Genomic DNA, 24,464 nt, shown 5'->3' on the forward strand with positions numbered 1-24,464 from the left:
GTTACAGGTAGGCAGCAAGTGAAGGTATCCAAGGAGCATACATCAGTATGTGACTTGGGTAACGCAATGCAGCGAACCCCCTTGTAGCTCAGAATAACAGGGTTTCCCTTAAATTATTTGAGTTACAGGTAGGCAGCAAGTGAAGGTATCCAAGGAGCATACATCAGTATGTGACTTGGGTAACGCAATGCAGCGAACACCCCTGTAGCTCAAAGAATAACAGGGAAAACTCATATGGAAGTTAAAAGGTACTAACTTATGTCAGAACAAAACAACTCAGAAATGGTTTTTCAAATTCAACGCATCTACGCAAAAGACGTTTCTTTTGAAGCACCGAACGCACCACATATCTTTCAACAAGAGTGGCAGCCAGAGATCAAATTAGACTTAGATACATCTTCAAGCCAGCTGTCAGAAGGCGTTTATGAGGTTGTTTTACGTGTGACGACTACGGCAACTTTAGGTGAAGAAACCGCATTCCTGTGTGAAGTTCAGCAAGCAGGTGTTTTCTCTATCGAAGGTATCGATGGCACACAAATGGCACATTGCTTAGGTGCATACTGCCCGAACATTCTGTTCCCATATGCGCGTGAAGCGATTACTAGCTTAGTGGGTCGTGGTACATTCCCACAATTGAATTTAGCGCCAGTTAACTTTGATGCTCTGTTCATGAACTACTTACAGCAGCAACAAGGCGAACAAGCGCAGAACTCAGAAGCTCAACAGGACGCTTAATGAATACTGCTTCAATGTCAGTGATCGGTGCCGGCTCATACGGCACCGCTTTAGCCATTACGCTTGCCCGTAATGCGCACCAAGTCGTGTTATGGGGCCATGACCCAAAACACATTCATCAATTAGAGCAAGACCGTAGTAATCAGGCATTTTTGCCTGGCGTTTCTTTCCCTGATAGTTTATCTCTCGAAACGGACTTAAAACGTGCCGTTGAGGCGAGTCCCAATATCTTGATAGTCGTACCGAGCCATGTTTTTGGTGATGTACTCAAACAAATCCAACCTTACTTGCGTGCTGATTCACGTATTATCTGGGCAACCAAAGGCTTAGAAAGGGATACGGGGCGTTTGTTGCAAGAAGTGGCACGTGAGGTATTAGGTAACGAAATTCCGTTGGCAGTGCTATCGGGGCCGACATTTGCTAAAGAATTAGCGGCGGGCTTACCGACAGCAATTTCAGTCGCGGCAAGTGATAGCCAGTTTGGTGATGACTTACAAAAGCTGTTTCATTGCGGCAAAAGTTTCCGAGTTTACAAAAACCCCGATATGGTTGGTGTACAACTTGGTGGCGCAGTGAAAAACGTGATTGCGATTGGTGCGGGGATTTCTGATGGCATGGGCTTTGGGGCTAACGCACGTACGGCGTTGATTACCCGTGGTTTAGCTGAAATGAGCCGCCTTGGCGCTGCATTGGGTGCAGATCCTTCAACCTTTATGGGGATGGCAGGGTTAGGTGACTTAGTGTTAACCTGTACCGACAACCAATCCCGTAACCGTCGCTTTGGTATGATGCTAGGCGATGGCGTGACGGTTGAAGAAGCAGAAAAAGAGATTGGCCAAGTGGTTGAAGGGTATCGGAATACCAAAGAAGTCCGCGCACTCGCTGAACGCGCAGGTGTGGAAATGCCAATTACGGAGCAAATTTATCAAATCCTCTATTGTCACAAGAATGTGTTAGAGGCGGCGCAAGCGCTATTAGGCCGTGCGACGAAAGATGAAATTGCGGATATGCCAAAACTGCATGATTAATAAAAATTAACCTAATTAAGTTATACCATAGGGTAAATATAAAAATAGATAGGTGAGTCATTATGTCGCGTGAAGAATTGGATAGAATTTGGGGCTTCATTAAAGAAGAAGCGAAGTCGCTTGCTGACTGCGAACCACTCCTAGCCAGTTTTTTTAACGCGACGTTACTCAAGCATGACAACTTGGGCAGTGCGCTCAGTTATATGCTGGCGAACAAACTCAGCTCACCTATCATGCCAGCGCTTGAAGTTCGCGAAATCGTTGAAGAAGCGTATCGCAATGATGAACAAATGATTTTCTCCGCTGCAATGGATTTATCCGCTGTCCGCCTACGTGACCCTGCCGTCGATAAATATTCCACGCCGTTACTTTATCTAAAGGGCTTTCATGCGCTGCAAGCTTATCGTATTGGTAATTGGTTGTGGAAAGAAGGCCGTCAAGCACTCGCGGTTTACCTGCAAAACCAAATCTCAGTATCTTTTGGCGTGGATATCCACCCAGCTGCTCGCATTGGTTGTGGCATCATGCTCGACCATGCGACAGGTATTGTGATTGGTGAAACAGCTATCGTGGAAAACGATGTGTCGATTTTACAGTCTGTTACCCTCGGCGGGACAGGTAAAACTTGCGGCGATCGTCATCCCAAAGTCAGAGAAGGGGTAATGATTGGGGCAGGGGCAAAAATTTTAGGCAACATCGAAATCGGCCGTGGTGCCAAAATTGGTGCGGGTTCGGTTGTTCTTCACCCTGTACCTCCTCATACCACAGTGGCGGGTGTTCCTGCACGTATTGTTGGCAAACCAACCAGTGATAAGCCATCCTTAGAAATGGATCAAAACTTTAATGGTAGTATTTGGGGGTTTGAAAATGGGGATGGGATTTGAGTTGTGGAAAGGCGTAAAAGATAGGTTAGTTGCTCACTATCGTTGTTATTCTTCAATAGGTTGCTTTTTAAACACATTTCCCATTTTAAACTGAGTAATCGATTTATTTAAATGTTCGGCATTAGCGGGTGAACGTAATAAATAAGTGGTTTCATCAATACTATCTAATGGGGTATTAGTGGGTTGCTCAGTTTGTTTAGTAACGGTTTCTTTCATTAATATATCTCTCTTATGCTCAGAGCTATCCTCTCAATAATTCGAGCGGTATGTAGCTTGGGTGTCGGAGTGAAGCCTCACTCATACCGCTTGAGGTATATCGAGTAATTCTAGTCTTTTAGCAATGCCCCCGGATACCCCAATTGCCTCCATGCCTCAAACACGACAACAGCAACTGAATTGGATAAATTCATACTGCGGCTATCGGCCAACATTGGAATGCGAATTTTTTGTTCCATTGGCATATTATCGAGCACATAAGGTGGCAACCCGCGCGTTTCCGGGCCAAACATCAAATAGTCATTTTCTTGGTAGCTGACATTACTGTGGCTTGGCTTACCTTTGGTGGTTAGAGCAAAGACCCTCGCACCACTTTCAGACTGGTTATTATCTGGGTTTAACCCTTCACTTTTTAAAAAGGCATAATAATCATGATGATGTTTGATATCGACAAACTCGCTGTAATCCAGCCCAGCACGGCGTAAGCGTTTATCATCCCACGTAAACCCTAGCGGGTGGATAAGGTGCAAACTAAAGCCCGTGTTAGCACAAAGGCGAATAATATTACCGGTGTTTGGTGGTATTTCTGGTTCGAATAAAACAATGTGTGGCATAGCGTTTGATTGATTTTATGATGATAAAAATGATGGGAAGAGTGTACGCGCAAATCGTATTATTTTCATGCGGAACTTTTATTTGCGCGCCAAAAACAAAAAAACGCGCCATAGAGGCGCGTTTATAAAGTCGCTAATTGAGGTTAGCTTTTATAACCGTTTGGGTTCATGGACTGCCAACGCCAAACGTCATCAGCCATATCTTGAATGGAATATTGTGCGGTCCAACCTAAATCACGTTGTGCTTTCGCTGGCGTTGACCAATATTCCGCGATATCACCAGCGCGGCGCTCAGAAATGGTATAAGGGATGGGGTTACCAACTGCTTTTTCAAAAGCAGCGACAACTTCCAATACACTTGTTCCTGTGCCTGTTCCTAGATTATAGATATGAAGGCCTGCTTGTTGGCTAACTTTATTCAAAGCAGCAATGTGACCATCCGCTAAATCCATCACATGGATATAATCACGTACACCTGTGCCATCTTTAGTTGGGTAATCCCCACCAAATATAGCGAGCTCTTTACGGCGACCTACTGCGACTTGGGCTATAAATGGCGTAAGGTTATTTGGAATACCATTCGGGTCTTCACCCATAAGGCCTGAATTATGAGCACCTACAGGGTTAAAATAGCGCAGTAATGAAATGGACCATGTATTATCGGCAATATTTAAATCAGTCAGAATACGCTCAACCATATACTTGCTGGTACCGTATGGGCTATTGGTATTACCCACCGAAGCGTCTTCCGTTAATGGAATATGCTCAGGCTCACCGTATACAGTAGCAGAAGAGCTAAAAATTAGGCTTTTTACACCCGCTTTTTTCATGCTCTCCACTAACACTAATGTGCCATTGACGTTAACGTCATAGTATTCAATCGGTTTTTCAACCGACTCACCCACTGCTTTAAGGCCTGCAAAGTGGATCACTGAATGAATTTGGTGATTAGCAAAAATGCTGTCTAAAATTTGGCTATCACGCACGTCACCTTGGTAAAACACGGGTTTTGTTCCCGTAATCACTTCAATACGGTTAAGGACCTCAAGGTTGGCATTATGCAGGTTATCTAAAATAATCGGCTGCATTCCTTGCTGGATCATTTGCACACAGGTATGGCTACCAATGTAGCCAAGGCCGCCGGTGACTAGAACTTGATTATTCATCAATATATCCCTAATTCTTAATATTCGTAGTGATAGTTATAATCGTCAGACCTTGCGTCGATACCATTGAGTATCACACCAGTGATTTCAATATCATTTTGCTTAAAGCGTTTGAGTGATAAATCCACGTCTTTCACGGTGTTCACACCATAGAACGCAATTAGCAGTGAAGTGCCGACATATTTACCAATAATGGCCGAGTCAGTGATGGCTAAAATAGGTGCGGTATCAATCACCACGATATCGTATTGGTTTTTCACTTTATCTAGCAACTGCTTAAAGCGTTCACCCATCAGTAATTCTGACGAGTGAGTGACGTTTTTACCACGGCAAATCACATCGAGGTTTTCAATCACATTGGTATGAATGGTTGGGGATTCTAGACTTTGTTGTGATAAATATTCAGATAGCCCAGTTTTGTTATTTAAACCAAATGCTTTATGTAGACGGCCTTTACGTAAGTCGGTGTCGATTAATAACACTTTTTTACCTGCATTAGCCAGTACCACCGCCATATTGGAGGTGACAAAGCTTTTCCCGACCCCTGGTGACGCACTGGTCACCATCACCAAGTTATTCCCTTGGTTCATTACCGAGAAGTAAACGCTGGTACGCAGTGAGCGAATAGCTTCAACCGCAGTATCTGCAGGGTTTTCAAGGGCTAATGGGTTTTTATTCCCTGCCTCAATTAGTTTTTTCTCATAGGTAGAGAATGGAATTGTGGCATACACATTCACGCCTAGCGCATCAATATCTTCCGTGCTTTTAATTTTGTTATTAAAGAACTCGCGGGCAATCACATAAGCACAACCAACAATAAAGCCAAGGATTGTGGCAAGTACAACAATCAGGGATTTTTTCGGTGCAACTGCATTTGGTTGGGACTCAGCGGAGTCAATAATACGCACATCTGCAGTAATACCTGAATTGAGTACACTGAGTTCTTGTTGTTTTGAAACCAGTTGAGTATAAATGGCTTGTTCTGCTGCTACATCGCGGGTTAAACGCACGATCTCTTGTTGGGTATTGGGTAGCTTTTGGATGTTTTTACTGATTTTTTCTTTTTCACGTAACAACTGCTGGCGTTTATCTAGTAGGGACTGATACGCAGGGTGGTTACGGGTGTACAGTTGCTGAATTTCTACTTCTTTAAAGGTTAACTCATTGAGTTTTTCTTCCACTTGCAACGCCGTATCTAACGCGGCTTTAGCTTCTAATGAGAGGTCAATAGATTCATTCTTTTTACGGAACGCATTAAGCTGGTTTTCGTAGTTATCCAGTTTTGCTTTAATGGTGGGTAAATAATCATTTAAGAAGACTAAGGTATTGTTGGTGACTTCTTTTTTACGCTCGGTATTTTGGTCAACGTAGTTTTGGATAATGCTGTTGAGGATTTTAACGTTTTCTGTTTTATCCGCGCCTTTGATTTCTAGGTTTATGATACCTGTGCCTTTACCTACCTCAGCAATAGTTAAGGTTCTGCGTAAATCTTCAATGGAAGAGTAGCGGGCATTTTTTACCAGAGTAAATTCATCACCTGCTTTTGCTGATGAACTGGCAACCAGTAAATTAATTTCACCTTGTTTAAGGACTTGGCCAACGTTACCGTCAAAAATTTGATCATCAATATTCAGCGAGTAGGTTTTTTCGCTGGTAAATGTCAGCGTTGCGGGCTCTCCTACTAAGTGATCAGGCAGTTGATATACCGTGATGGTTAAAGGTGCTGTTTCGCCAAGCAATTTACTGGCAAAACCGGTCGGTGCAGTCAGTGTATCAAGGTTTAAATCCGCCACAGTTTTACCTAACACCATACGGGATTTAATGACTTCGATTTCGGAATCCACTTGGTTATTGCTGTTACCAAATGGCATTACATCACTCATTTGGTCGAGTAATGACACCTGACCTAACTTGTCATACTGTAAGGTCGCATTGGCTTGGTAAATTGGCGTTGCGAGTAGGCTATAAGCCACTGCAATTACCGCAAAGATAACTGTGAAAAACCCAATTTTTATCGTGTTGGATTTCAAAACTTTAAACAGGGCGAGCAGATCGATTTCATCTGAGGCTGGGGAGCTATTTTTTGTTGTGTTCATAATAGGTTAAATGTTAAGTCATCCAATAAATAAAATTAAATTTTTCCTTGCCAAGCGATGGCGGCTTTTTCGATTAACTGATAAACATGTTCAAACATTTCATCACTGCGTTTATGGGGGTCAGGGATTTCGGTTTTATTAATCCATTGCCCAAATAACATCACTTTGCCACGTGTTTGCGGAAACTGTTGGTGGATTTTAGCAATATGGTCGTTTTCCATCACTAGGATTAAGTCTGCTTTATGGCATATTTCGCTGGTTAACCGGCGTGATTGATGGTTTTCCAAGGAAAGCTGATGCTGCGCAGCAATACGGATGGCGCTGTCATAGGCTGGGAGATCATTTTTGGCGATAATCCCTGCGGAATCGACTTTTTTGGTGGGGAAATATTGTTGCAATAAACGCTCCCCTGTCGGGGAGCGGCAAATATTACCCATGCAAACAACTAGGATATGATTAAACATGTCGATTACCAATCGTGAATACGTTTGGTGCCTTCCGTTAATTGGTTATATGAAGCTATCGTTGGTAGTAATTGGGTAATCAGGCGATTCCAACGCACCACAGGGGCTGCGGTAACATAGACTAAGTCATACGGTTGCAGTTTAAACTCGGTGCCCATCACCAGTGATGTGGCATCCGATAAATCTAACTGATAGACCGCTGCCATTTTTTTCGGCAGTAATGCTTCAAGCTCTTTATCTGCGGCTGGCTGGTTTTTAATTGGGCGAATAACAAACACGCCTGTTGCATTGGCAGTGTTTTGATTTAGGCCACTGGCTTTGCTCAGTGCTTCAGTGATACTCATCCCAGCACGGTCAATAGTTAACGTGGTTGGCTGGCCAACTTCACCCATCACAAACACTTTTTGTGAGTCATTACGAGGTACATACAGCACATCACCTGGTAGCATCAGGTAGTTTTGGGTTAAATCCCCATACTGAACTAAATCCTGTAATGAGACTTTAATTTCTTTGCCATTGCGGGTTAGTACCACATTATCCCAATCGGCTTTTTCGGTTAAGCCACCTGCATTATTAAAGGCTTCTAAAATCGTCAACGGCACGTTAGTGATAGGTAATGTCCCTGGCTTTGTCACTTCACCGGACACATACATTTTCTGTGAACGGAATGCGGCAATACTGACATCCACTTGTGGGGATTCAATATAGGTAGCTAAACGGCTGCTGATCAGCGTACGGATTTCAGTGACGGTTTTACCGATAACTTTGACTTTACCGATATACGGGTAGTAGATGGTGCCATCAGCGTGAACCCAGTTACCTGCTTCTGTAGCACTACGAAAAGAACCCGCAGGGATAGTTAATTCAGGGTGGTCCCAAACAGTGATGGTTAATACATCACCTGCGCCCACACGGTACTCATAGTTAGTCAGTTGTTTTTCTAACTGTGAATTTGGTTTGGCAATGGTTGGGGCTGTGTACATGTCATCGAGTAATTTTGGTGAAATCGGGTAGATATCAACCAATTTGGTAATATCACGGTCACCTGTATCAACCACATTTTTGCCAGAGGTCGACATATAGGCACCAGGGGTAACGGTACAGCCTGTAAGTAAAATACTCACTGCTAATAGAGTCAGTGGAAGGCGCTTGCTAATCACTTGAGTATCCTGTTAAAAGTTAAATAATTATTTTTAAAATGAAGAATATTATTATGATTAGTGTTTGGCATTCCACACTAAATCACCAATGCCATCCGTTGGGTTAAATTCAGTTGGCGTTTCAAGTAAAATCTGGCGTATCGCTTCAAGGTCGTAATTTTGACATGCAAGATTTAATTTATCTAATATTTTAATGAAATCATCTAAAGGGATAAAGACTTCATTGGCAGCCATAATACGCTGATGTTCTGTTGAGTGGACATTATCACCGATTAAGAGCTCTTCATACAGCTTTTCACCTGGACGAAGACCTGTAAATTTGATCTCAATATCACCATTCGGATTTTTCTGGCTTTTTAACTCAAGGCCAGAAAGTTGAATCAGGTTTTTCGCTAAATCAACAATTTTAACGGGTTCACCCATATCCAATACAAAGACATCACCACCTTGGCCCATTGCTCCGGCTTGTAATACGAGCTGAGCAGCTTCAGGGATAGTCATAAAGTAACGGATAATATCTGGGTGTGTGACGGTAATGGCTTTACCAATCGCAATTTGTTGTTTAAACAGCGGGATCACAGAGCCTGAAGAACCTAATACATTACCAAAACGAACCATACAAAAACGGGTTCCGTTTTCTTTAGCGCTTTCTTTTTCAGACAGCGCTTGTAGCCCTAATTCTGCCATTCGTTTTGACGTGCCCATTATATTGGTTGGGCGAACCGCTTTATCTGTGGAAATCAGCACAAAAGATTCAACATTTGCTTCAATTGCCGCTTGTGCTGCATTGTAAGTACCAAAAATATTATTACGTACACCTTCAACAACATTATATTCCACTAAAGGAACGTGCTTGTAGGCGGCGGCATGGTAAACGGTTTGGACATGGAAAGTTTCTAAGGCATTTTTTAAACGCTCAAATTCTTGAACGCTACCTAACAATGGAACAATTCTAACTTTTAATTTTTCGGCGTTAACAATGTTATTTAGCTCTTTATCAATTTCATACAAATTGAATTCTGAAATTTCAAATAACACGATTGTAGTTGGTTTTTGGCGAACAATCTGTCGACACAGCTCTGAACCGATAGAACCCCCAGCGCCTGTTACCATAACAACTTTATTTGTGATATTGGCACCGATTAAATCTGGGTTAGGGGCAACAGGGTCACGACCTAAAAGATCTTCAATAGCAACATCTTTTAAGTCATCAACTGTGGCGTGGCCTTCAACGATGTCGTTAAAATCAGGAACCGTCAAGACTTCAACAGAGAGGTGTAATAAGCCGTTAATAATTGCTTTACGTTCTGAGCGCGATGTTCGAGGCATCGCGAGTAAAATTTTCTCAATGCCAAGCTTATTCACAAGTTCTTCGATTTTATCTGAAGAGTGCACGGTAATACCTTGAATAACAGTATGGTGTAGTGAAGGGTCGTTATCAATAAAGCCCTTAACTTGGTAAGAAACGGCATTTCGTAAAGCAATTGCTAGCTGGCGACCCGTGCTACCCGCTCCATAAATTAGTACGGGTTCACAACCCTTACGGCTTGCTTGCACAATCATCGAACGTACTAACATTCTTGCCCCGCCACATAATAAAATGAGGAAGGTCATATAGATAAATGGAATAGTACGCGGAATGTTTGCTTCTAAGTAATAAGAAAATGTCGTGATGGAAAATGCAGAAATTAATGCGCCTACCATGGCCACAGTTAATGCATGGAAAGTGAGGTAGCGTAAGACTGCACGGTATAACCCTAATTTTACAAAGGCTAGCAGGGTCACGATAATCGTACCCAGCAAGGTTAGCCAAGTATGATAAGACAGGTGAATAACAACCTCACCCAGCCTTACCCACAGGGCGAGAAAGAATGAAACAATAATAAGTAGCGTGTCGATACCCAAGCCAATGAGCCTTTTATAAACTCGGGGTAGAGACCAGATGCGATTAAGTTTATCCATAATGATTACTTCTTTTTGTTTTTCACTTGGCAGCAGCATCGCCGGAACCACTGCCGGTGACTGTCATCATGATATATTTAAAATAATTTTTAAGGTTCAGGTTATCTATCATTTCTTTATCTGTAGCCGCTAATAGCTGCGGAGTAGACATATCAATATTTTTAATTTGTGCTAACCCAGTTATACCTGGGCGAACATCATAGATATTTAGTGCTGAACGTTGTTGTATTAATTCTTCTTGGTTAAATAAATTAGGCCGAGGGCCGACTAAACTCATCTCACCTTTTAATACATTAATTAATTGTGGAAGTTCATCTATTTTGGTTTTACGTAAAATAGTCCCATATTTAGTTATAGAGTTAGTATCAACTAAATGACTGGCGACAGATGAAGTACCAACTTTCATTGTTCTAAATTTAACTAACTTGAAGGGTTTTTTATTTTTGCCAACACGAGTTTGAATAAAAATAGGTGAACCTGTTTCAAAATAACCAATAATAGAGGTAATAAGTAGTACAGGAGATAAAACGATTAACCCAATTAAGGCTGAAAAGAAATCAATTATACGTATCATTTCTTGTTGTTTCCTAAGTAACTCATTGTTTGCTCTATGGTATAAGGTGGAGTCCAGCCGAGTTCATTGAACATATTTGAGGAGTCGACCTCTAAATTTTGATAAAGCTGGGTAAAAAGACCTTGCTTGCCAATGGCACTTAATAGGGTCTTCATTAGGAGCTTAGGAACGGGTAGTTGAATGATATTCTTTCCTAGGCTTGTACCTATAACGCTAGTGAGTTCTTTTGTGGAAAGGTTTCTTCCATCTGAAACTAAAAAGATTTTACCGGCAGCATTGGGGTGTTGAGTGCATATTGCAATAAAATGCGCTAAGTTCTTTACAGATATATAACTTCGTGAGTTATTCGTTAGCCCAAAAGGTAACATAGGTATTTTTTGTATCAACTTTAAAAGAAGAGCAAAATTACCAGGTGCATTTTCACCATAGACTAAAACAGGGCGTATGATCACGAGTTCCATACCTGTTTTGGCACAGATCTCAGAGAGGCCCTGCTCCGCAACTAATTTAGATCTAGCGTATTCATTATGTGGTGCTGGTGTGTCTTGTGGGGAGAATGGCTTTTCATGTGTGATATTACCATTTACACCAATGGAGCTTATAAACACAAAGCGTTTGACACCCGCTTTAGCTGCCTCATTTGCGAAATGCAACGTTCCTTCGACATTTACACTCCATAATTCCTTTTGTTCATCATCATTTGGTGTTTTTACTTTCGTACGATGCGCAATAGCTGCAAGATGAATAATACTATCTATATCATCAAATGCACCATTCCAATCTGTATTTTGATTAAAAGATTGAATGGTAAAACAGTCATTTAATTCAGATGTATGATTTCGAGTAATTATTCGATAGTTACTTTTTAATTCTTTAAGAACTGCTTTTCCAATAAATCCGGTAGATCCGCTAATTAAAGTTTTCATGCATATGTGAACCATGTTATATCTAACATATGTGCCATTTATGCCATACTTATTATAAATATATAAAATTTAATATTATGATATGGCTATGGAATAGCTGACTTAATCATTACCAAATAAATCGCGTGTATACACTTTGTCTGCCACATCTTCAATTTCAGGCACCATGCGGTTGGCCAAAATGATGTCGCATTGAGCTTTAAATTCCGCTAAGTCATTGACCACTTTGGAATGGAAAAATTCACTTTCCTTCATCACTGGCTCATACACCACCACTTCAATACCTTTGGCCTTGATGCGTTTCATAATACCCTGCACCGCAGAGGCGCGGAAGTTATCGGAGCCTGCTTTCATCACTAAGCGATAGACACCCACTTTACGTGGTGCTTTGGCAATAATTGCGTCAGAGATGAAGTCTTTACGAGTACGATTAGATTCAACAATTGCGTTAATCAGGTTATTCGGTACGTCATCGTAGTTGGCCAGTAATTGCTTGGTGTCTTTCGGTAAACAATAACCGCCGTAACCGAATGATGGGTTGTTATAATGGCTACCAATACGTGGGTCTAACGATACACCTTCAATAATTTGGCGTGCATTTAAACCACGGCTTTCTGCGTAAGTATCTAGCTCATTAAAGTAAGCTACACGCATCGCTAAGTAGGTGTTCGCAAACAGCTTAATGGCTTCCGCTTCCGTTCCATCCGTGAATAACACTGGGACATCTTTTTTGATGGCGCCTTCAAGCAGCAAATCGGCAAAAATTTGTGCACGCTCAGAGCGCTCACCCACCACAATACGGGACGGGTGCAGGTTATCCCACAATGCGCGGCCTTCACGTAGAAATTCTGGGGAGAAAATCACGTTAGTGTAACCAAATTCTTCCCGTAAACGTGCGGTAAAACCAACAGGGATAGTCGATTTCACAATAATCGTCGCAGTTGGGTTAATTTCATTCACATCGTGAATGACCGATTCCACTGACTTGGTATTAAAATAGTTGGTTTTTGGGTCGTAGTCCGTCGGTGTCGCGACAATGACGTACTGTGCGCCTGTATAGGCTTCCACTTTATCTTCCGTAGCACGGAAATTCAGTGTTTTTTCCGTTAAAAACTGTTCAATCTCCGTATCAACAATCGGCGATTGGTGGTTATTTAACATCGCCACTTTTTCAGGAATGATATCCACAGCGACCACTTCGTGGTGTTGTGACAGTAACATGGCGTTAGATAGACCGACGTAGCCAGTCCCTGCGATTGCTATTTTCATAAGTGAACCAAATAGATTAAATTTCAGAGAAGGTTTGAATATTTTTTAAAGATAGTTGCACAATTGACTGTGCAGTCTGATGATCGTTTGCTTCGGCATAGCACCTTAATTCCGGGGCATTACCTGATGGTCTTAAATGAACAATATTGCTATTTGATAATGTCATTCTTAGCCCATCAATTGTATTCAAATCTAGTAGTTTCTCATCACCAAAACCTAAACATTGCAATAAGTGTTTTGGGTTTTTTGTGGCTTTTTCAATGATAGCTTTACTTTTTTCTGTTGCGAAGTTTTGTATTCTATCGCTAAAGGTAATACGCTGTGGCAATGAATTAACTAATTCAGCAATTCCATTCTCTTTTGCGGCAGATAACAACATTAAGAAGGGTAATACGGCATCTCGGGTTGGTAGTGCTGACAATTGCTTACCATTAATTTCAATGTTAGCCCCTAAAAGAAAACCTCCATTGGCTTCAAAGCCTGCAATTTTCTTATAGTCTCTAGCTAAATCAGTAAATGCTTCAATAACATAAGGCGAGCCAATTTTAGTTTGTTTTACGCACTTAAAAGCTTTATGAGATGAAATGATCGTATTGCAGCTAACAGGGATTGCTAATGCTTCTATGTTCATCTCTAATGCACATAACAAACCTAATATATCCCCTCGTAACCATTCACCATTTTCATCAGCTACAAGTGGGCGATCTCCATCTCCATCGGTAGAAAAAATAGCATCAAGTTTGTGTAGCTTTGACCAATTTCTTGCTTTTACTTTGTCTTCTTCAGAAACAGCTTCTGTATCAATAGGAACAAATTGGTCACTACGTTCTAGAGAAATAACTTCAGCCCCAAGTTTTTTGAACAAAATAGGGTATATATCGCGCCCTGCACTAGAATGTTCGTAAATACCAATACGTTTACCAGCTAATAGATTTTCATCAAATATAGATAAATAACGATTGAGATACTCTTCAGTCGCTGATGTATTTATTGATAGGGGGTGTAGCGTTATATTGGAAATTTCAAATTGAGAGTTATTATTTAAAATAGCTACTTCATCAACTTTAGTGATTTCACCATCTGGGCGATAAAATTTTAGTCCGTTTCTATCAAAAGGAATATGGCTTCCGGTTACCATGATGCAAGGAATATTATTTTTCATTGCAGTATATGCAAGGGCAGGTGTTGGAATTACACCGTAATATAGGGGTTCTATTCCTTGTTGCTTTATTGCCTCTATACAAGCAATCGCAATAAATTCACTACTTGGGCGATTATCTATAGCGATGGCTATTTGGTCAAAACTAAATTTGCTTTTGATGCTATTAATAAATGCATGGGTAAATGCAGCACATGATTCTTCAGTAAATTGAGAGACTAATCCACGGGCTCCGCTAGTACCAAACTGTATGCCTGAATCAAGGATGATGTTTTTAGTGGTATTCATAATTATCAAAATTTACTTTTATAGAGAGATACTTTCACCATGATATAAGTGGCGATAAGATTAGGTATTATTTAATAAGCAATTTATTGATTATTTTTAAAGGAATTAAAAATAAAGGTGGAGCTATATTATTTTTCTTCCATGATAAATAAACCTCCTTACTTCCTATATATCTGCTTTTAAAGCCAGAAGTGCTTTCTCCACCCATGCGCATAGCAACTAAATATTTATTTAGAATAGAGTGTTTGTAGTTATTTATAAAGATAGCTCGTAGAAGAAATTCATAATCAGAAGAAATTTTAAATTCACTATGATAATAGCCTATTTCTTTATATACCGAGAGTTTTACAAATGTGGATGGATGTGGTGGTTGTTTTCCTTTTTTCCACTTGGCTTTTGAGTTCATATCTTCACAAGGATATTTTCTAATGACCTGACTAGGGTCATTATTGAAATAGTATAAATTGCCAGAAACAAGGTCAGCATTGTTTTGATTAAATTCAGCAAGCACATCAGATAATACATAATCGTTTATATACAGGTCATCAGAATTTAATATAGCTACAATCTTTCCTTTTGCTTTAGCTATACCTTTATTCATAGCATCATATAAACCTTTATCAGGCTCTGAGCTGTATTTCAGCCTGCTATCATTATTATTATTCAATATATCAATGGTTCCATCCGTAGATGCACCATCTATAATAATATATTCAAGTGTTACTCTTTTCTGGTTTAATACAGATGATATTGTTTCTTGTATTGTACTCGCAGAATTATAGCAAACAGTTATAACAGTAAAGTCAAGGTCATCTTTAAGCATATTGTTTAACTTAAGTATGTTATTTATAAAAGAGTAGAAAACCATTCAGTAATAGCTAGTTATGGTTTTTACCATACTCTTCTAGCCTAATGATATCGTCTTCTTGTAAATAATTACCTGAGCGAACCTCAATTAAATGTAGGTCAACTTTACCAGGATTTTCTATTCTATGAGGAGATCCAATAGGAATATAAGTGGATTCATTTTCGCTAATTATGAACGTTTTATCGCCATTGGTTACTTTTGCAGTCCCTTGTACCACAACCCAATGTTCAGCTCGGTGATAGTGCATTTGTAAGGCGGTTTTTTCTCCAGGTTTTACTTTAAGATGTTTAACATGGAAACGTTGGCCTTCAGCGATATCATCATGGGTTCCCCATGGGCGGTATGCTTCGCGATGTTGTTCGCATTCAGAACGGCCTGCATTCTTTAATTGAGCAACAATACTTTTTACATCTTGAACGTTGTTTTTATTGGCGACTAGCACTGCATCTTTAGTTTCTACTATCACCAAATTATCAATACCAACAGTGGATACGAGTTTATTTTGGGAGTAGATATAACTGTTTGTTGTATTTTCTGTTAATACGTCACCAACAATGACATTAGATTGTGTATCTTTGGGGGAAACCTCCCAAAGTGAACTGAAAGAACCAACATCACTCCAGCCTGCATCCATCGGAACGACTTGAACGTTGTTTGCCTTTTCCATCACAGCGTAATCTATTGAGTCATCAGGGCACGCACTAAAAATGTCTGGTTGTATACGAATAAAGTCCAAATCATTTTGTGAATTAAGAATTGCTTGTTCGCATATTTTTAAAATATCGGGGCAGTGTTTTTTTAATTCATTGAGATAACAGGATGCCTTGAAGAGAAACATACCGCTATTCCAGAGGTATTCACCGCTTGAAAGGTAACTTTCAGCGGTAGTTAAATCTGGTTTTTCAACGAAGCGTTCGACTTGATAAGTTGCAATATTAACAGGGGAGCCTTTTTTAATATAGCCGTACCCAGTTTCAGGTGTTGTTGGAATGATACCAAAAGTAATTAAAGCACCTTCTTCAGCAGCCTCAATTGCGTTTTCAATAGAATGAGTAAATCCTGCTTGGTTTTGTATGACATGATCTGCGGCTAAAACTAATAATAAAGGGTCATTTCCATTCTGTATTGCCCTAATAGCCGCTAATGCTATAGCAGGTGCTGTATTTCGACCAATGGGCTCTAAAATGATGCCACTGTGCTTGACATTTTCTTGCCGTAATTGCTCTGCAACAATAAAACGATGCTCTTCGTTGCAGATAAATACAGGGGGCTGATGTTGCAGCGTTTTTAACCGCGCTGCAGTTTCTTGCAACATTGTTTTTTTGCTAGTTAGGCTAATAAACTGTTTTGGATATAGGCTACGAGAAAGAGGCCATAAACGACTACCTGAGCCTCCTGCCATAATAACAGGCAATAACATAATAATTTACCGTAAATTTAAATGGTTATTAATAAAATAGGCTTTTGTATTATCGTGTACTTTAGATGAATCCAGAAGTTCGTTGATATCCCACCATTGATAGTTTCTATGTTGTTCCAAAGGTAATTTATTGAGATCAAGGTCTTCTTTAATTAAATATCCCAAGACGACATAATGAGTAGAAAAATTATCCTCTGAAAAATTATCTTGATAGAGATGCTGGTAATGACCAATAAACTTTGCATCATTGATATTATAACTGATACCAAGCTCATCAATCGTTAACCGCCGAAATGCGATGTCAAATGTTTCATCTTTGCAAATACGCCCACCTGGTACAAACCAATAACCTTGGGCGGGACGATTATTTCGTAGCCCTAACAATGCTTGGTTTTTTGAATTACAAATGACCAGATCAATAGAAACTAAAGGAGTAGATGCAACGATAGTTTTAAACGTATTTAATGCTAATCGCTGCGCCATATTTATTTAATCCGTTATTTACGAAAATTTTGCTGATTTTGCAGGAACCACTGGTAAGTTTCACTTAATCCATTTTCAAGCTCGACAGAATATGTCCATCCTAGGTTTTTTAAACGAGATACATCCATTAATTTTCTAGGGGTTCCATCTGGTTTCGTGCTGTCGAATGTAATTCTTCCCTTAAAGCCGACAACTTTAGCCATAGTTTCAGCCATTTCACGAATCGTGCAGTCGACACCTGTACCAACATTAATGTGGGATAACATTGGTTGAGTGTTTGCTTGGTATGTTTCTTTGTTTAATTCCATAACATAGACTGAGGCTGCAGCCATATCATCGACATAAAGAAACTCTCGCATAGGTGTTCCTGTACCCCAAACAACGACTTCTTCGTCATTATTCAGCTTAGCTTCATGGAAGCGGCGCATTAACGCAGGAATAACATGTGAGTTCTCTGGATGAAAATTATCGTTTTCACCATATAAATTAGTTGGCATTACACTGCGGTAATCACGACCATATTGTCGATTATACGATTCACAAAGTTTAATACCTGTAATTTTAGCAACAGCATAAGGCTCATTCGTTGATTCAAGAATACCCGTTAACAGTGCATCTTCAGACATCGGTTGTGCTGCTAACTTTGGATAAATACAAGATGAACCTAAAAACAGTAAATGTTGAACATTATGTTTATGAGCAGAATGGATAATGTTGCATTCCATTATTAAATTTTCATAAATAAAATCTGCTGGATAGGTATTATTTGCGTGGATGCCACCAACCTTGGCCGCGGCTAAATAGACCTCATCAATTTTATTCTGCTCAAAGAAATGTTCAACTGCGGCCTGATTAGTGAGATTTAATTCGTGACGTGATTTTGTTATTAATTCAATATCGTTACGATTTTGTAATTGTCTAACTATTGCAGAGCCAACCATGCCATTATGACCAGCAACAAAAACTCTTTTTTTCACGGAGTGATCCTTAATTCTCTAAAGAAATAGCAACATCAAACCCATTAGCTTTAAGTAAAGCATGCTGTTTTGCTTTTTCTATATCAGATGCAACCATTTCTGAGCACATTTCTTCCACGGTGATCTCTGGCACCCAACCTAATTTTTCTTTTGCTTTAGAAGGATCGCCTAGAAGGGTTTCAACTTCTGCAGGGCGGAAGAATTTTGGGCTCACACGGACTATGATATCACCAATATTTACATTTGGTGCCAGTGTGTTATTTACGCTAGTAACGGTTGCAATTTCATCTACACCAGTGCCACTAAATGAGAGCTCAATTCCAGCCTCTTTAGCAGACATACGTACAAATTCACGTACGGAAATTTGTTTACCTGTAGCAATAACGAAATCATCAGCGTGATCTTGTTGTAACATCATCCATTGCATACGAACATAATCTTTTGCGTGTCCCCAATCACGTAAAGCATCCATGTTACCTAAATATAGGCACTGCTCTAGGCCTTGTGAAATATTGGCAATAGTACGTGTAATTTTACGTGTAACGAACGTTTCACCGCGGCGCGGGGATTCATGATTAAATAAAGTACCATTACAAGCATACATTCCGTATGACTCACGGTAGTTCACTGTAATCCAATAAGCGTACATTTTCGCTACGGCATACGGTGAGCGAGGGTGGAAAGGGGTTGTTTCCTTTTGTGGTATTTCTTGAACTTCACCATAAAGTTCTGATGTTGATGCTTGATAAAAGCGAGTTTTCTTTTCTAGGCCGTTAATACGGATGGCTTCTAATAAACGTAGTGTACCGATAGCATCGACATCTGCAGTATATTCAGGAGACTCAAAAGATACAGCCACATGGGACATTGCACCTAAGTTATAAATCTCATCTGGTTGGATTTCTTTTACTAAACGGATTAAGTTCGAGGTATCAGTTAAATCACCATAGTGTAATTTAATCTTATCACTGTTATTAACGACAGAGTCAATTCTCTCCGTATTGAAAGAAGAAGCTCTACGAATTAAACCGTGAACTTCATAGCCTTTTTCTAAAAGAAACTCAGCTAAGTAAGAACCATCTTGTCCAGTGATGCCAGTGATTAATGCTTTTTTCATACTACAAATCCTCATTAAAAAAGCCTTGAAAACGATGACGTAAAATTTTTAAGGAATTAGGTCTTAATAATAAACAACGAAAAAAAGAATTCCCAAAAAATAGAAAAATGTCACGACAAATTGAAGGTGTTTTATTGTTTGATAATAAAATTCTAAACATTTTCCCTTGACCTAAGGCGTAAGTTAAATGTTTTGAATACTGCGAATCTCTTGGGGGATGGTATATTTTTGCATTTTTATTTGTTAGAACATGGAAGCTATTATTATTAAAGTAATCAAATAAAAATAACACATCCTCACCACTTTTAAATCTTGTGTACTGCCCTGGACCAAAATTTTCATTAAAATATAAATCTTTAATTTTATCTAATGAGAATAGGTATGACCAAACATAAGGTTCATAAATAGGATTAATTTTACATTTTGTTGCGGTGAAATGAAATTGTGAATCATCATGAAAGCTGCTAAAAGAAACATTTGCTTTTAATGTAATGTTTTTTTCTCTATTTTTATGAAGAAAATAGGCGGCAGAATTTGTCCATGAAATAGATGCATCATGAAATAGGATGAATTTCACTTTCAATTCTTTTGCTTTTTTTATACAAGCATTTCTTGCTGTTGATACATTTTCAATAGGTGTATATAAAATTTTTTTGTTTTTATCTAGATTTGTTTCTGTTTTGCTTAAAAAATTTTTATTCTGGATTACTATATAGAAAATACAATCGTTCTTCCAGTGTTTTTCTATGCATGAAAGAGAATGAAGTATGCTATTTTTATAGGATATCCAATCTTTCTCAGTAACACACACACCGACTAATAGTTCAATTTTTTGATTTTTTAATGTCATAGTAAATTTGCTACTTCTTGAACATCATTCTGATGGAATGGAATGGTATTGCTATTAATCCTTTTGATATTAAAAATAACTTAATATAAAAGTTAAGATCTGATGATAAAACTGCTATGCAACGTTCAATCCACATTTTTCTAACATTATATCTTTGAGAGCTAATGCCAGTATTATCAAAGTTAGTAATACAGTAATTTAATTTTTTAGTGATAATTGTCGTGTAGTTGTGTATGAGGTGTGCATAGTCAGCACAAAATATATAATTAGTGTTATAAAGTGATTTTTTAAAAAGATTATGATGATAAAAAATGCTTTGATGATTAATCATTTTAGTTCGAAGAAATGATAAACTAATGCTTTGAGAGAAAATATTGTTATTACTTATATAGTCACCATAGATAAAGTTTGTTTTTTTTTCGCTATTGCTGAGGCATTCGTTAAACTTAGCTAAAACTTTTTTATCAAAGAAAGTATCTCCAGAATTAAGGAATATAATCCAATCTCCATTAGCTAGCTTGATCCCTTTATTCATTGCATCATAAATTCCGTTGTCATCTTCAGAGATGAATTTATTGATTATATTTAGATTGTAATAGTGTTTTATGATTTCTAGAGTTTTATCTTTTGAATTACCATCAACTACAATATATTCTATTTCAAGGCTTGGTGTTTTATCCTGCTCAATTAGACTATTAATGGTTTTCTCTAATCCTAGAGAGTTGTTAAAAACAACTGTTATTATTGATAGTTTCATAATTTATGAATTTTAAAATAGTGTTATAAGTACAGTAATGTTTTAACAAAACCAGTAGATAAGTGTAGGAATGAGTTATTATTAAGTATTTTTAATATACTCTCACTGTTGGTAAAACTGATATAGCTTGTGTTAATGAGGGCTAGAATTGCTAATAAAAATATAACTAATATAGATATCTTAGGATATTTAATGCATCGATAGTAACTCATAAAAAAATACAGATACATAGTCAAGGGCAAAGTTAGTAAATTAACTCGAGCTAAAAATGACCAGTTTCCCCATGCCCAAAATAATGATTGTAATAAGATAAATGAAAAAGCTATTTTTTTCACGTTATTATTTGTTGAGTAATACAACATGCATAAATTAGCTAGAATTATAAAAAGACTTAATTTATCAAATGATACATAGTTATCATTACTCATATAATAATCTGTTTTATATTCTAGCTCACCAATGGCATTAGGAAAAAAATAAAGAGAAAGATATATAAGCAAGAGTGATATAAAAGCTAAAAATAATATTGATGATATTTTTATTAGAATATTTTTTCTTTTATTTAAGAAAAACACACTCATTTCCATTAGAAATATAGGGATAAATACGAACGCTGCCGTGTTATGCGATAAAAATGCAATCATAAAAAAGAAAAATGATTTTTTCTTGTTTTCGTGTAAGTAATAATAAATGGATATCATCAAAAATAATGTTGCTAAAGCTTGCCTATATATATGAACTAGAGTGTATATATTTGAGTGAAATAAAAAGAACAATATGTATATATATATAATGCTGTAAGCTTTAAAAGGGCGGATAGCATAAAAAAGTACACACATCATAAAGACATTCACAATTAATGTAAATGAAAAAAAACTTAGTTTACCAACTAGTAATGATATTAAGTCCAAAGGTAGCCAAAAGATAATTTCTCGATTGAAACTAGCTGAGATATCTCCGAGCCTCTCAAGATACCAATAATAATAAGTTGGAGCATCATCACTGGCATCACCAAATAAAAAACCATATTGTCGCATGGTAAAGGATAAGCAAAAAAATAGTAAATAAAACAGAAGGAAAAAAATAGAAAATATGTTAGTTACTTTTTTTTTAGCCGTAAATATCAGAGCTAACCCAATGATAAACATTGATATGTATATACTAGTTGATAGTATAATCGCTAAACTCGAAAGGAAAAAAAAGAAAAAATAAAATTCACTGTTTATGTGAACTTCTTTCATTTTCCAAAACTTATAGAGCATATAGTTTATTTCCTATGCAAAAATAATATTTCTTTATATAAATTGTGATATTGAGAAATTACAGTTTGGGTTGACCAAAGATGAACTGCTCTTTTCCTTGCTTGTATAGAAAAATTATCATTATTATTTTGTTCATTTAAGATTAGCTGGATTCCATTAGCCATGTCTTCAGTATCAAATGCTTTAGCTAAATAGCCTGTTTCTAGATGGGCAATAATATCTTGTAATCCTGTTGTATTAAATGCGATAACGGGTATGCCACAAGATTGAGCTTCTGTTGCTGTTTGTGGTAGGTTATCTACTCGCGATGGTACAATCATGACATTCGCAGAGTTATATAGTAGTGAAAGTGTAGTATCATCATAAAGGTGACCAAGCCAAAGAGTAGTAAATGGCAAATCAGGTAATTTGTATGGCTTACTTTGTCCAAAAACTACACAAATAGTTGACTTAACATCAATCTTGCTTTTAAGCTTACCTAACGCATTAATGAGTAAATCGTAACCCTTTCTAGGATCATTACCTCCACCTATTGCACCAAATAAAATTATATTTTTTCCTTGTGGTAACTTTAGGATATCTCTACAGATCTTTTTATCTAACGGTTTGTAAATGTCAGTATCTAAAGGATTTGGTATGACGGTGATAGGCCTGTTTTGGAATAATGAGCTTTGCTTGGCACATTCAGCCAACCATTGACTAGGTGAGACCGTATATATATTAGTTTCTTTCCAAGCTTTGGTTTTTCGCAACCAGACTAATTTATCAATATCAATTTTACTATCATTATTTGATCTATTTCCTTTTGTATATCCAGACCGCCATCTAGCATTTATGCTATCTTCAGCATAATGCTCAGCTCCACAAAATGGCCACATGTCATGCATGGTCCATACAATAGGTTTTTTTATTCGACCAATATCTCTTATTGATAAAGTTTCGTTACCAATCCAATGGATGTTAACTAAGTCAGCATCGCTTGAATTAATTTTGTTTGCCCAATTTGAAGGAAGCCAGTTACCAGAACGCAGGTTAATATTTTTTGACTTCTGTAACTTATTTATATAAGAACCGATTGTTGGACTGAATGTGTATGCTAACTTGCTTAAATGAGACTTTGGATTAAGTATTGTCCAATCATCAGTTTTTTTGACGCGTACCATCATTTGGGAATCAATATCTGAATTTAAAAGGGCTTTATGCAACCTATATGAAGCTCTGGCCGCACCCCCTACAATATCTGAATGGGAGATATGAAGGATTTTCATAAAAAAACTCGCTTTATCTTACTTAAAATACGTCGAATATAGTTAGGTTGATTAGCTTTGTAAAAACGCTTAATTAGTTCTAAAGTATTCAAGTCTTCAATAAAAATATTAGGCCAAATAGTTGGTTTTTTTTGAGCTAATTCACTTTTATAAATGTCATTATGCCCACAGTTTTCACCACTACCATCATTACCAATATTTACAACATAACTTTTTGTTGGATTTAAGCATAGGCCATTATGTGTATATATAGTTGCATACCAAAATATTGCCCATGTATCTAATTTTCCAGTTATATTTTCTTCGATTTGTGAAAAGAAATTGTAGGAACCGTCAAGATTGAATTTATATATAGTCTCACTATCCCAATTTTTTTTAATGTCTTTTGGTTTTTTTTCAAAATATTCCCATCTATCTTTCCATGTAGCCCAGCCCCAACAATTCATTGTTCGCCATAAAAAACAGTCAGGTAATTCGGTGGTATCCTTTAATGGATAATTCCAACCACTGATATGCCACACTTCTTTTGTATTTTGATATTTAGTTAGTGCAGAGTTCATGAAGCTTAAGAAAAATGGAGATGTAACAATGTCATCTTCTAGGATAATCGCTCTTCCATATTGTTCACAAACAGCGCTAACACCCTCTATAATATTTTTGGCAAGACCATAGTTTGCTGTTCTACGGTTAATAACTACACTCTTAAAACCTGTAATATCAGTAATAATGTTATTGACTAATTCGACCGATTTCAGTTGTTCTTCATTTTTTGCTGCATCTGCATATATGATTAAATCTGTGTTTTTCGCTTCTGGGTTTTCTAATAGTGCAGAAATGGTTTTTTTTGTATGCTCTGGTCGGGCAAATACAAATAAAACAACTGGAGCTAGATTATTTTTTTTCATGATATAATTTTAGATA

Annotated in this window: 24 protein-coding genes; 3 read left to right on the plus strand and 21 right to left on the minus strand. The window is 37.9% G+C overall.

From position 1 onward, the window contains the following. Nucleotides 1–258 precede the first annotated feature (258 nt). The 3 genes from secB to cysE all read left to right on the plus strand — a co-directional run bounded on the left by secB (nucleotide 259) and on the right by cysE (nucleotide 2,647). The gene (gene secB, locus AC4IFT_RS13605) at nucleotides 259–735 is read left to right on the plus strand and encodes a protein-export chaperone SecB (protein WP_273804047.1); all 477 of its coding nucleotides are present in this window, start codon (nucleotides 259–261) and stop codon (nucleotides 733–735) included. Next, a complete protein-coding gene (gpsA, locus tag AC4IFT_RS13610; RefSeq protein ID WP_273827516.1) occupies nucleotides 735–1,763 on the plus strand; it encodes an NAD(P)H-dependent glycerol-3-phosphate dehydrogenase in 1,029 nt (342 codons plus the stop codon). Before secB ends, gpsA begins: the two co-directional genes overlap by 1 nt. Nucleotides 1,764–1,825: 62 nt before the next feature. Beyond that, nucleotides 1,826–2,647 carry a serine O-acetyltransferase gene (cysE, locus tag AC4IFT_RS13615; protein ID WP_219245111.1) on the plus strand — a complete coding sequence of 274 codons (822 nt, stop codon included), beginning with the start codon at nucleotides 1,826–1,828 and terminating at the stop codon, nucleotides 2,645–2,647. 45 nt (nucleotides 2,648–2,692) lie between these two features. Here the strand turns inward: cysE and AC4IFT_RS13620 are convergent, their stop codons facing one another. The 21 genes from AC4IFT_RS13620 to AC4IFT_RS13720 all read right to left on the minus strand — a co-directional run bounded on the left by AC4IFT_RS13620 (nucleotide 2,693) and on the right by AC4IFT_RS13720 (nucleotide 24,448). Continuing rightward, complete coding sequence (locus tag AC4IFT_RS13620; RefSeq protein WP_273827517.1) at nucleotides 2,693–2,863, minus strand: type II toxin-antitoxin system Phd/YefM family antitoxin; 171 nt, start codon at nucleotides 2,861–2,863, stop codon at nucleotides 2,693–2,695. 110 nt (nucleotides 2,864–2,973) lie between these two features. After that, complete coding sequence (gene trmL, locus AC4IFT_RS13625; protein WP_490751578.1) at nucleotides 2,974–3,477, minus strand: tRNA (uridine(34)/cytosine(34)/5-carboxymethylaminomethyluridine(34)-2'-O)-methyltransferase TrmL; 504 nt, start codon at nucleotides 3,475–3,477, stop codon at nucleotides 2,974–2,976. Between the two features lie 143 nt (nucleotides 3,478–3,620). Next, nucleotides 3,621–4,643, minus strand: a complete 1,023-nt coding sequence (gene galE, locus AC4IFT_RS13630) for a UDP-glucose 4-epimerase GalE (protein WP_490751579.1) — start codon at nucleotides 4,641–4,643, stop codon at nucleotides 3,621–3,623. A 17-nt stretch (nucleotides 4,644–4,660) separates the two neighbouring features. Next, nucleotides 4,661–6,739 (minus strand): polysaccharide biosynthesis tyrosine autokinase, encoded by a 2,079-nt coding sequence (locus tag AC4IFT_RS13635; RefSeq protein WP_490751580.1) that lies wholly within the window; start codon nucleotides 6,737–6,739, stop codon nucleotides 4,661–4,663. A gap of 35 nt (nucleotides 6,740–6,774) precedes the next feature. Then, nucleotides 6,775–7,203, minus strand: a complete 429-nt coding sequence (locus AC4IFT_RS13640; protein ID WP_490737748.1) for an arsenate reductase/protein-tyrosine-phosphatase family protein — start codon at nucleotides 7,201–7,203, stop codon at nucleotides 6,775–6,777. Nucleotides 7,204–7,208: 5 nt separating this feature from the next. Further along, entirely contained in the window at nucleotides 7,209–8,363 is a 1,155-nt protein-coding gene (locus tag AC4IFT_RS13645) for a polysaccharide export protein (RefSeq protein WP_490751581.1), read from the minus strand. 57 nt (nucleotides 8,364–8,420) lie between these two features. Further along, nucleotides 8,421–10,325 carry a polysaccharide biosynthesis protein gene (locus AC4IFT_RS13650; protein ID WP_490751582.1) on the minus strand — a complete coding sequence of 635 codons (1,905 nt, stop codon included), beginning with the start codon at nucleotides 10,323–10,325 and terminating at the stop codon, nucleotides 8,421–8,423. A gap of 22 nt (nucleotides 10,326–10,347) precedes the next feature. Further along, a complete protein-coding gene (locus AC4IFT_RS13655) occupies nucleotides 10,348–10,899 on the minus strand; it encodes a sugar transferase (protein WP_166267096.1) in 552 nt (183 codons plus the stop codon). Continuing rightward, nucleotides 10,896–11,825 carry an NAD-dependent epimerase/dehydratase family protein gene (locus AC4IFT_RS13660; RefSeq protein WP_490751583.1) on the minus strand — a complete coding sequence of 310 codons (930 nt, stop codon included), beginning with the start codon at nucleotides 11,823–11,825 and terminating at the stop codon, nucleotides 10,896–10,898. The genes AC4IFT_RS13655 and AC4IFT_RS13660 overlap by 4 nt, the downstream gene beginning before the upstream one ends. Before the next feature lie 102 nt (nucleotides 11,826–11,927). Further along, on the minus strand, nucleotides 11,928–13,094 hold the full coding sequence (locus AC4IFT_RS13665; protein ID WP_490751584.1) for a nucleotide sugar dehydrogenase: 1,167 nt from the start codon (nucleotides 13,092–13,094) through the stop codon (nucleotides 11,928–11,930). Nucleotides 13,095–13,110: 16 nt separating this feature from the next. Further along, on the minus strand, nucleotides 13,111–14,541 hold the full coding sequence (locus tag AC4IFT_RS13670; protein WP_490751585.1) for a phosphomannomutase: 1,431 nt from the start codon (nucleotides 14,539–14,541) through the stop codon (nucleotides 13,111–13,113). 67 nt (nucleotides 14,542–14,608) lie between these two features. After that, complete coding sequence (locus tag AC4IFT_RS13675; RefSeq protein WP_490751586.1) at nucleotides 14,609–15,364, minus strand: glycosyltransferase family 2 protein; 756 nt, start codon at nucleotides 15,362–15,364, stop codon at nucleotides 14,609–14,611. Between the two features lie 55 nt (nucleotides 15,365–15,419). Further along, nucleotides 15,420–16,829, minus strand: a complete 1,410-nt coding sequence (locus AC4IFT_RS13680) for a mannose-1-phosphate guanylyltransferase/mannose-6-phosphate isomerase (RefSeq protein WP_275075991.1) — start codon at nucleotides 16,827–16,829, stop codon at nucleotides 15,420–15,422. Between the two features lie 6 nt (nucleotides 16,830–16,835). After that, nucleotides 16,836–17,312, minus strand: coding sequence for a GDP-mannose mannosyl hydrolase (locus AC4IFT_RS13685; protein ID WP_166267086.1), 477 nt, complete (start codon nucleotides 17,310–17,312; stop codon nucleotides 16,836–16,838). A 14-nt stretch (nucleotides 17,313–17,326) separates the two neighbouring features. Next, the gene (gene fcl / locus AC4IFT_RS13690) at nucleotides 17,327–18,289 is read right to left on the minus strand and encodes a GDP-L-fucose synthase (RefSeq protein ID WP_490751587.1); all 963 of its coding nucleotides are present in this window, start codon (nucleotides 18,287–18,289) and stop codon (nucleotides 17,327–17,329) included. Nucleotides 18,290–18,299: 10 nt separating this feature from the next. Next, complete coding sequence (gene gmd, locus AC4IFT_RS13695) at nucleotides 18,300–19,406, minus strand: GDP-mannose 4,6-dehydratase (RefSeq protein WP_490751588.1); 1,107 nt, start codon at nucleotides 19,404–19,406, stop codon at nucleotides 18,300–18,302. 1 nt (nucleotide 19,407) lies between these two features. Next, nucleotides 19,408–20,256, minus strand: a complete 849-nt coding sequence (locus AC4IFT_RS13700) for a hypothetical protein (RefSeq protein ID WP_490751589.1) — start codon at nucleotides 20,254–20,256, stop codon at nucleotides 19,408–19,410. 10 nt (nucleotides 20,257–20,266) lie between these two features. After that, nucleotides 20,267–21,013, minus strand: coding sequence for a glycosyltransferase family 2 protein (locus AC4IFT_RS13705; RefSeq protein WP_490751590.1), 747 nt, complete (start codon nucleotides 21,011–21,013; stop codon nucleotides 20,267–20,269). 23 nt (nucleotides 21,014–21,036) lie between these two features. Next, the gene (locus AC4IFT_RS13710) at nucleotides 21,037–22,254 is read right to left on the minus strand and encodes an EpsG family protein (RefSeq protein ID WP_490751591.1); all 1,218 of its coding nucleotides are present in this window, start codon (nucleotides 22,252–22,254) and stop codon (nucleotides 21,037–21,039) included. 26 nt (nucleotides 22,255–22,280) lie between these two features. Beyond that, nucleotides 22,281–23,543 (minus strand): glycosyltransferase family 4 protein, encoded by a 1,263-nt coding sequence (locus AC4IFT_RS13715; RefSeq protein WP_490751592.1) that lies wholly within the window; start codon nucleotides 23,541–23,543, stop codon nucleotides 22,281–22,283. Further along, on the minus strand, nucleotides 23,540–24,448 hold the full coding sequence (locus tag AC4IFT_RS13720) for a hypothetical protein (protein ID WP_490751593.1): 909 nt from the start codon (nucleotides 24,446–24,448) through the stop codon (nucleotides 23,540–23,542). The genes AC4IFT_RS13715 and AC4IFT_RS13720 overlap by 4 nt, the downstream gene beginning before the upstream one ends. Nucleotides 24,449–24,464: the final 16 nt, after the last annotated feature.

The organism is Providencia sp. UF-183 (assembly GCF_058246155.1).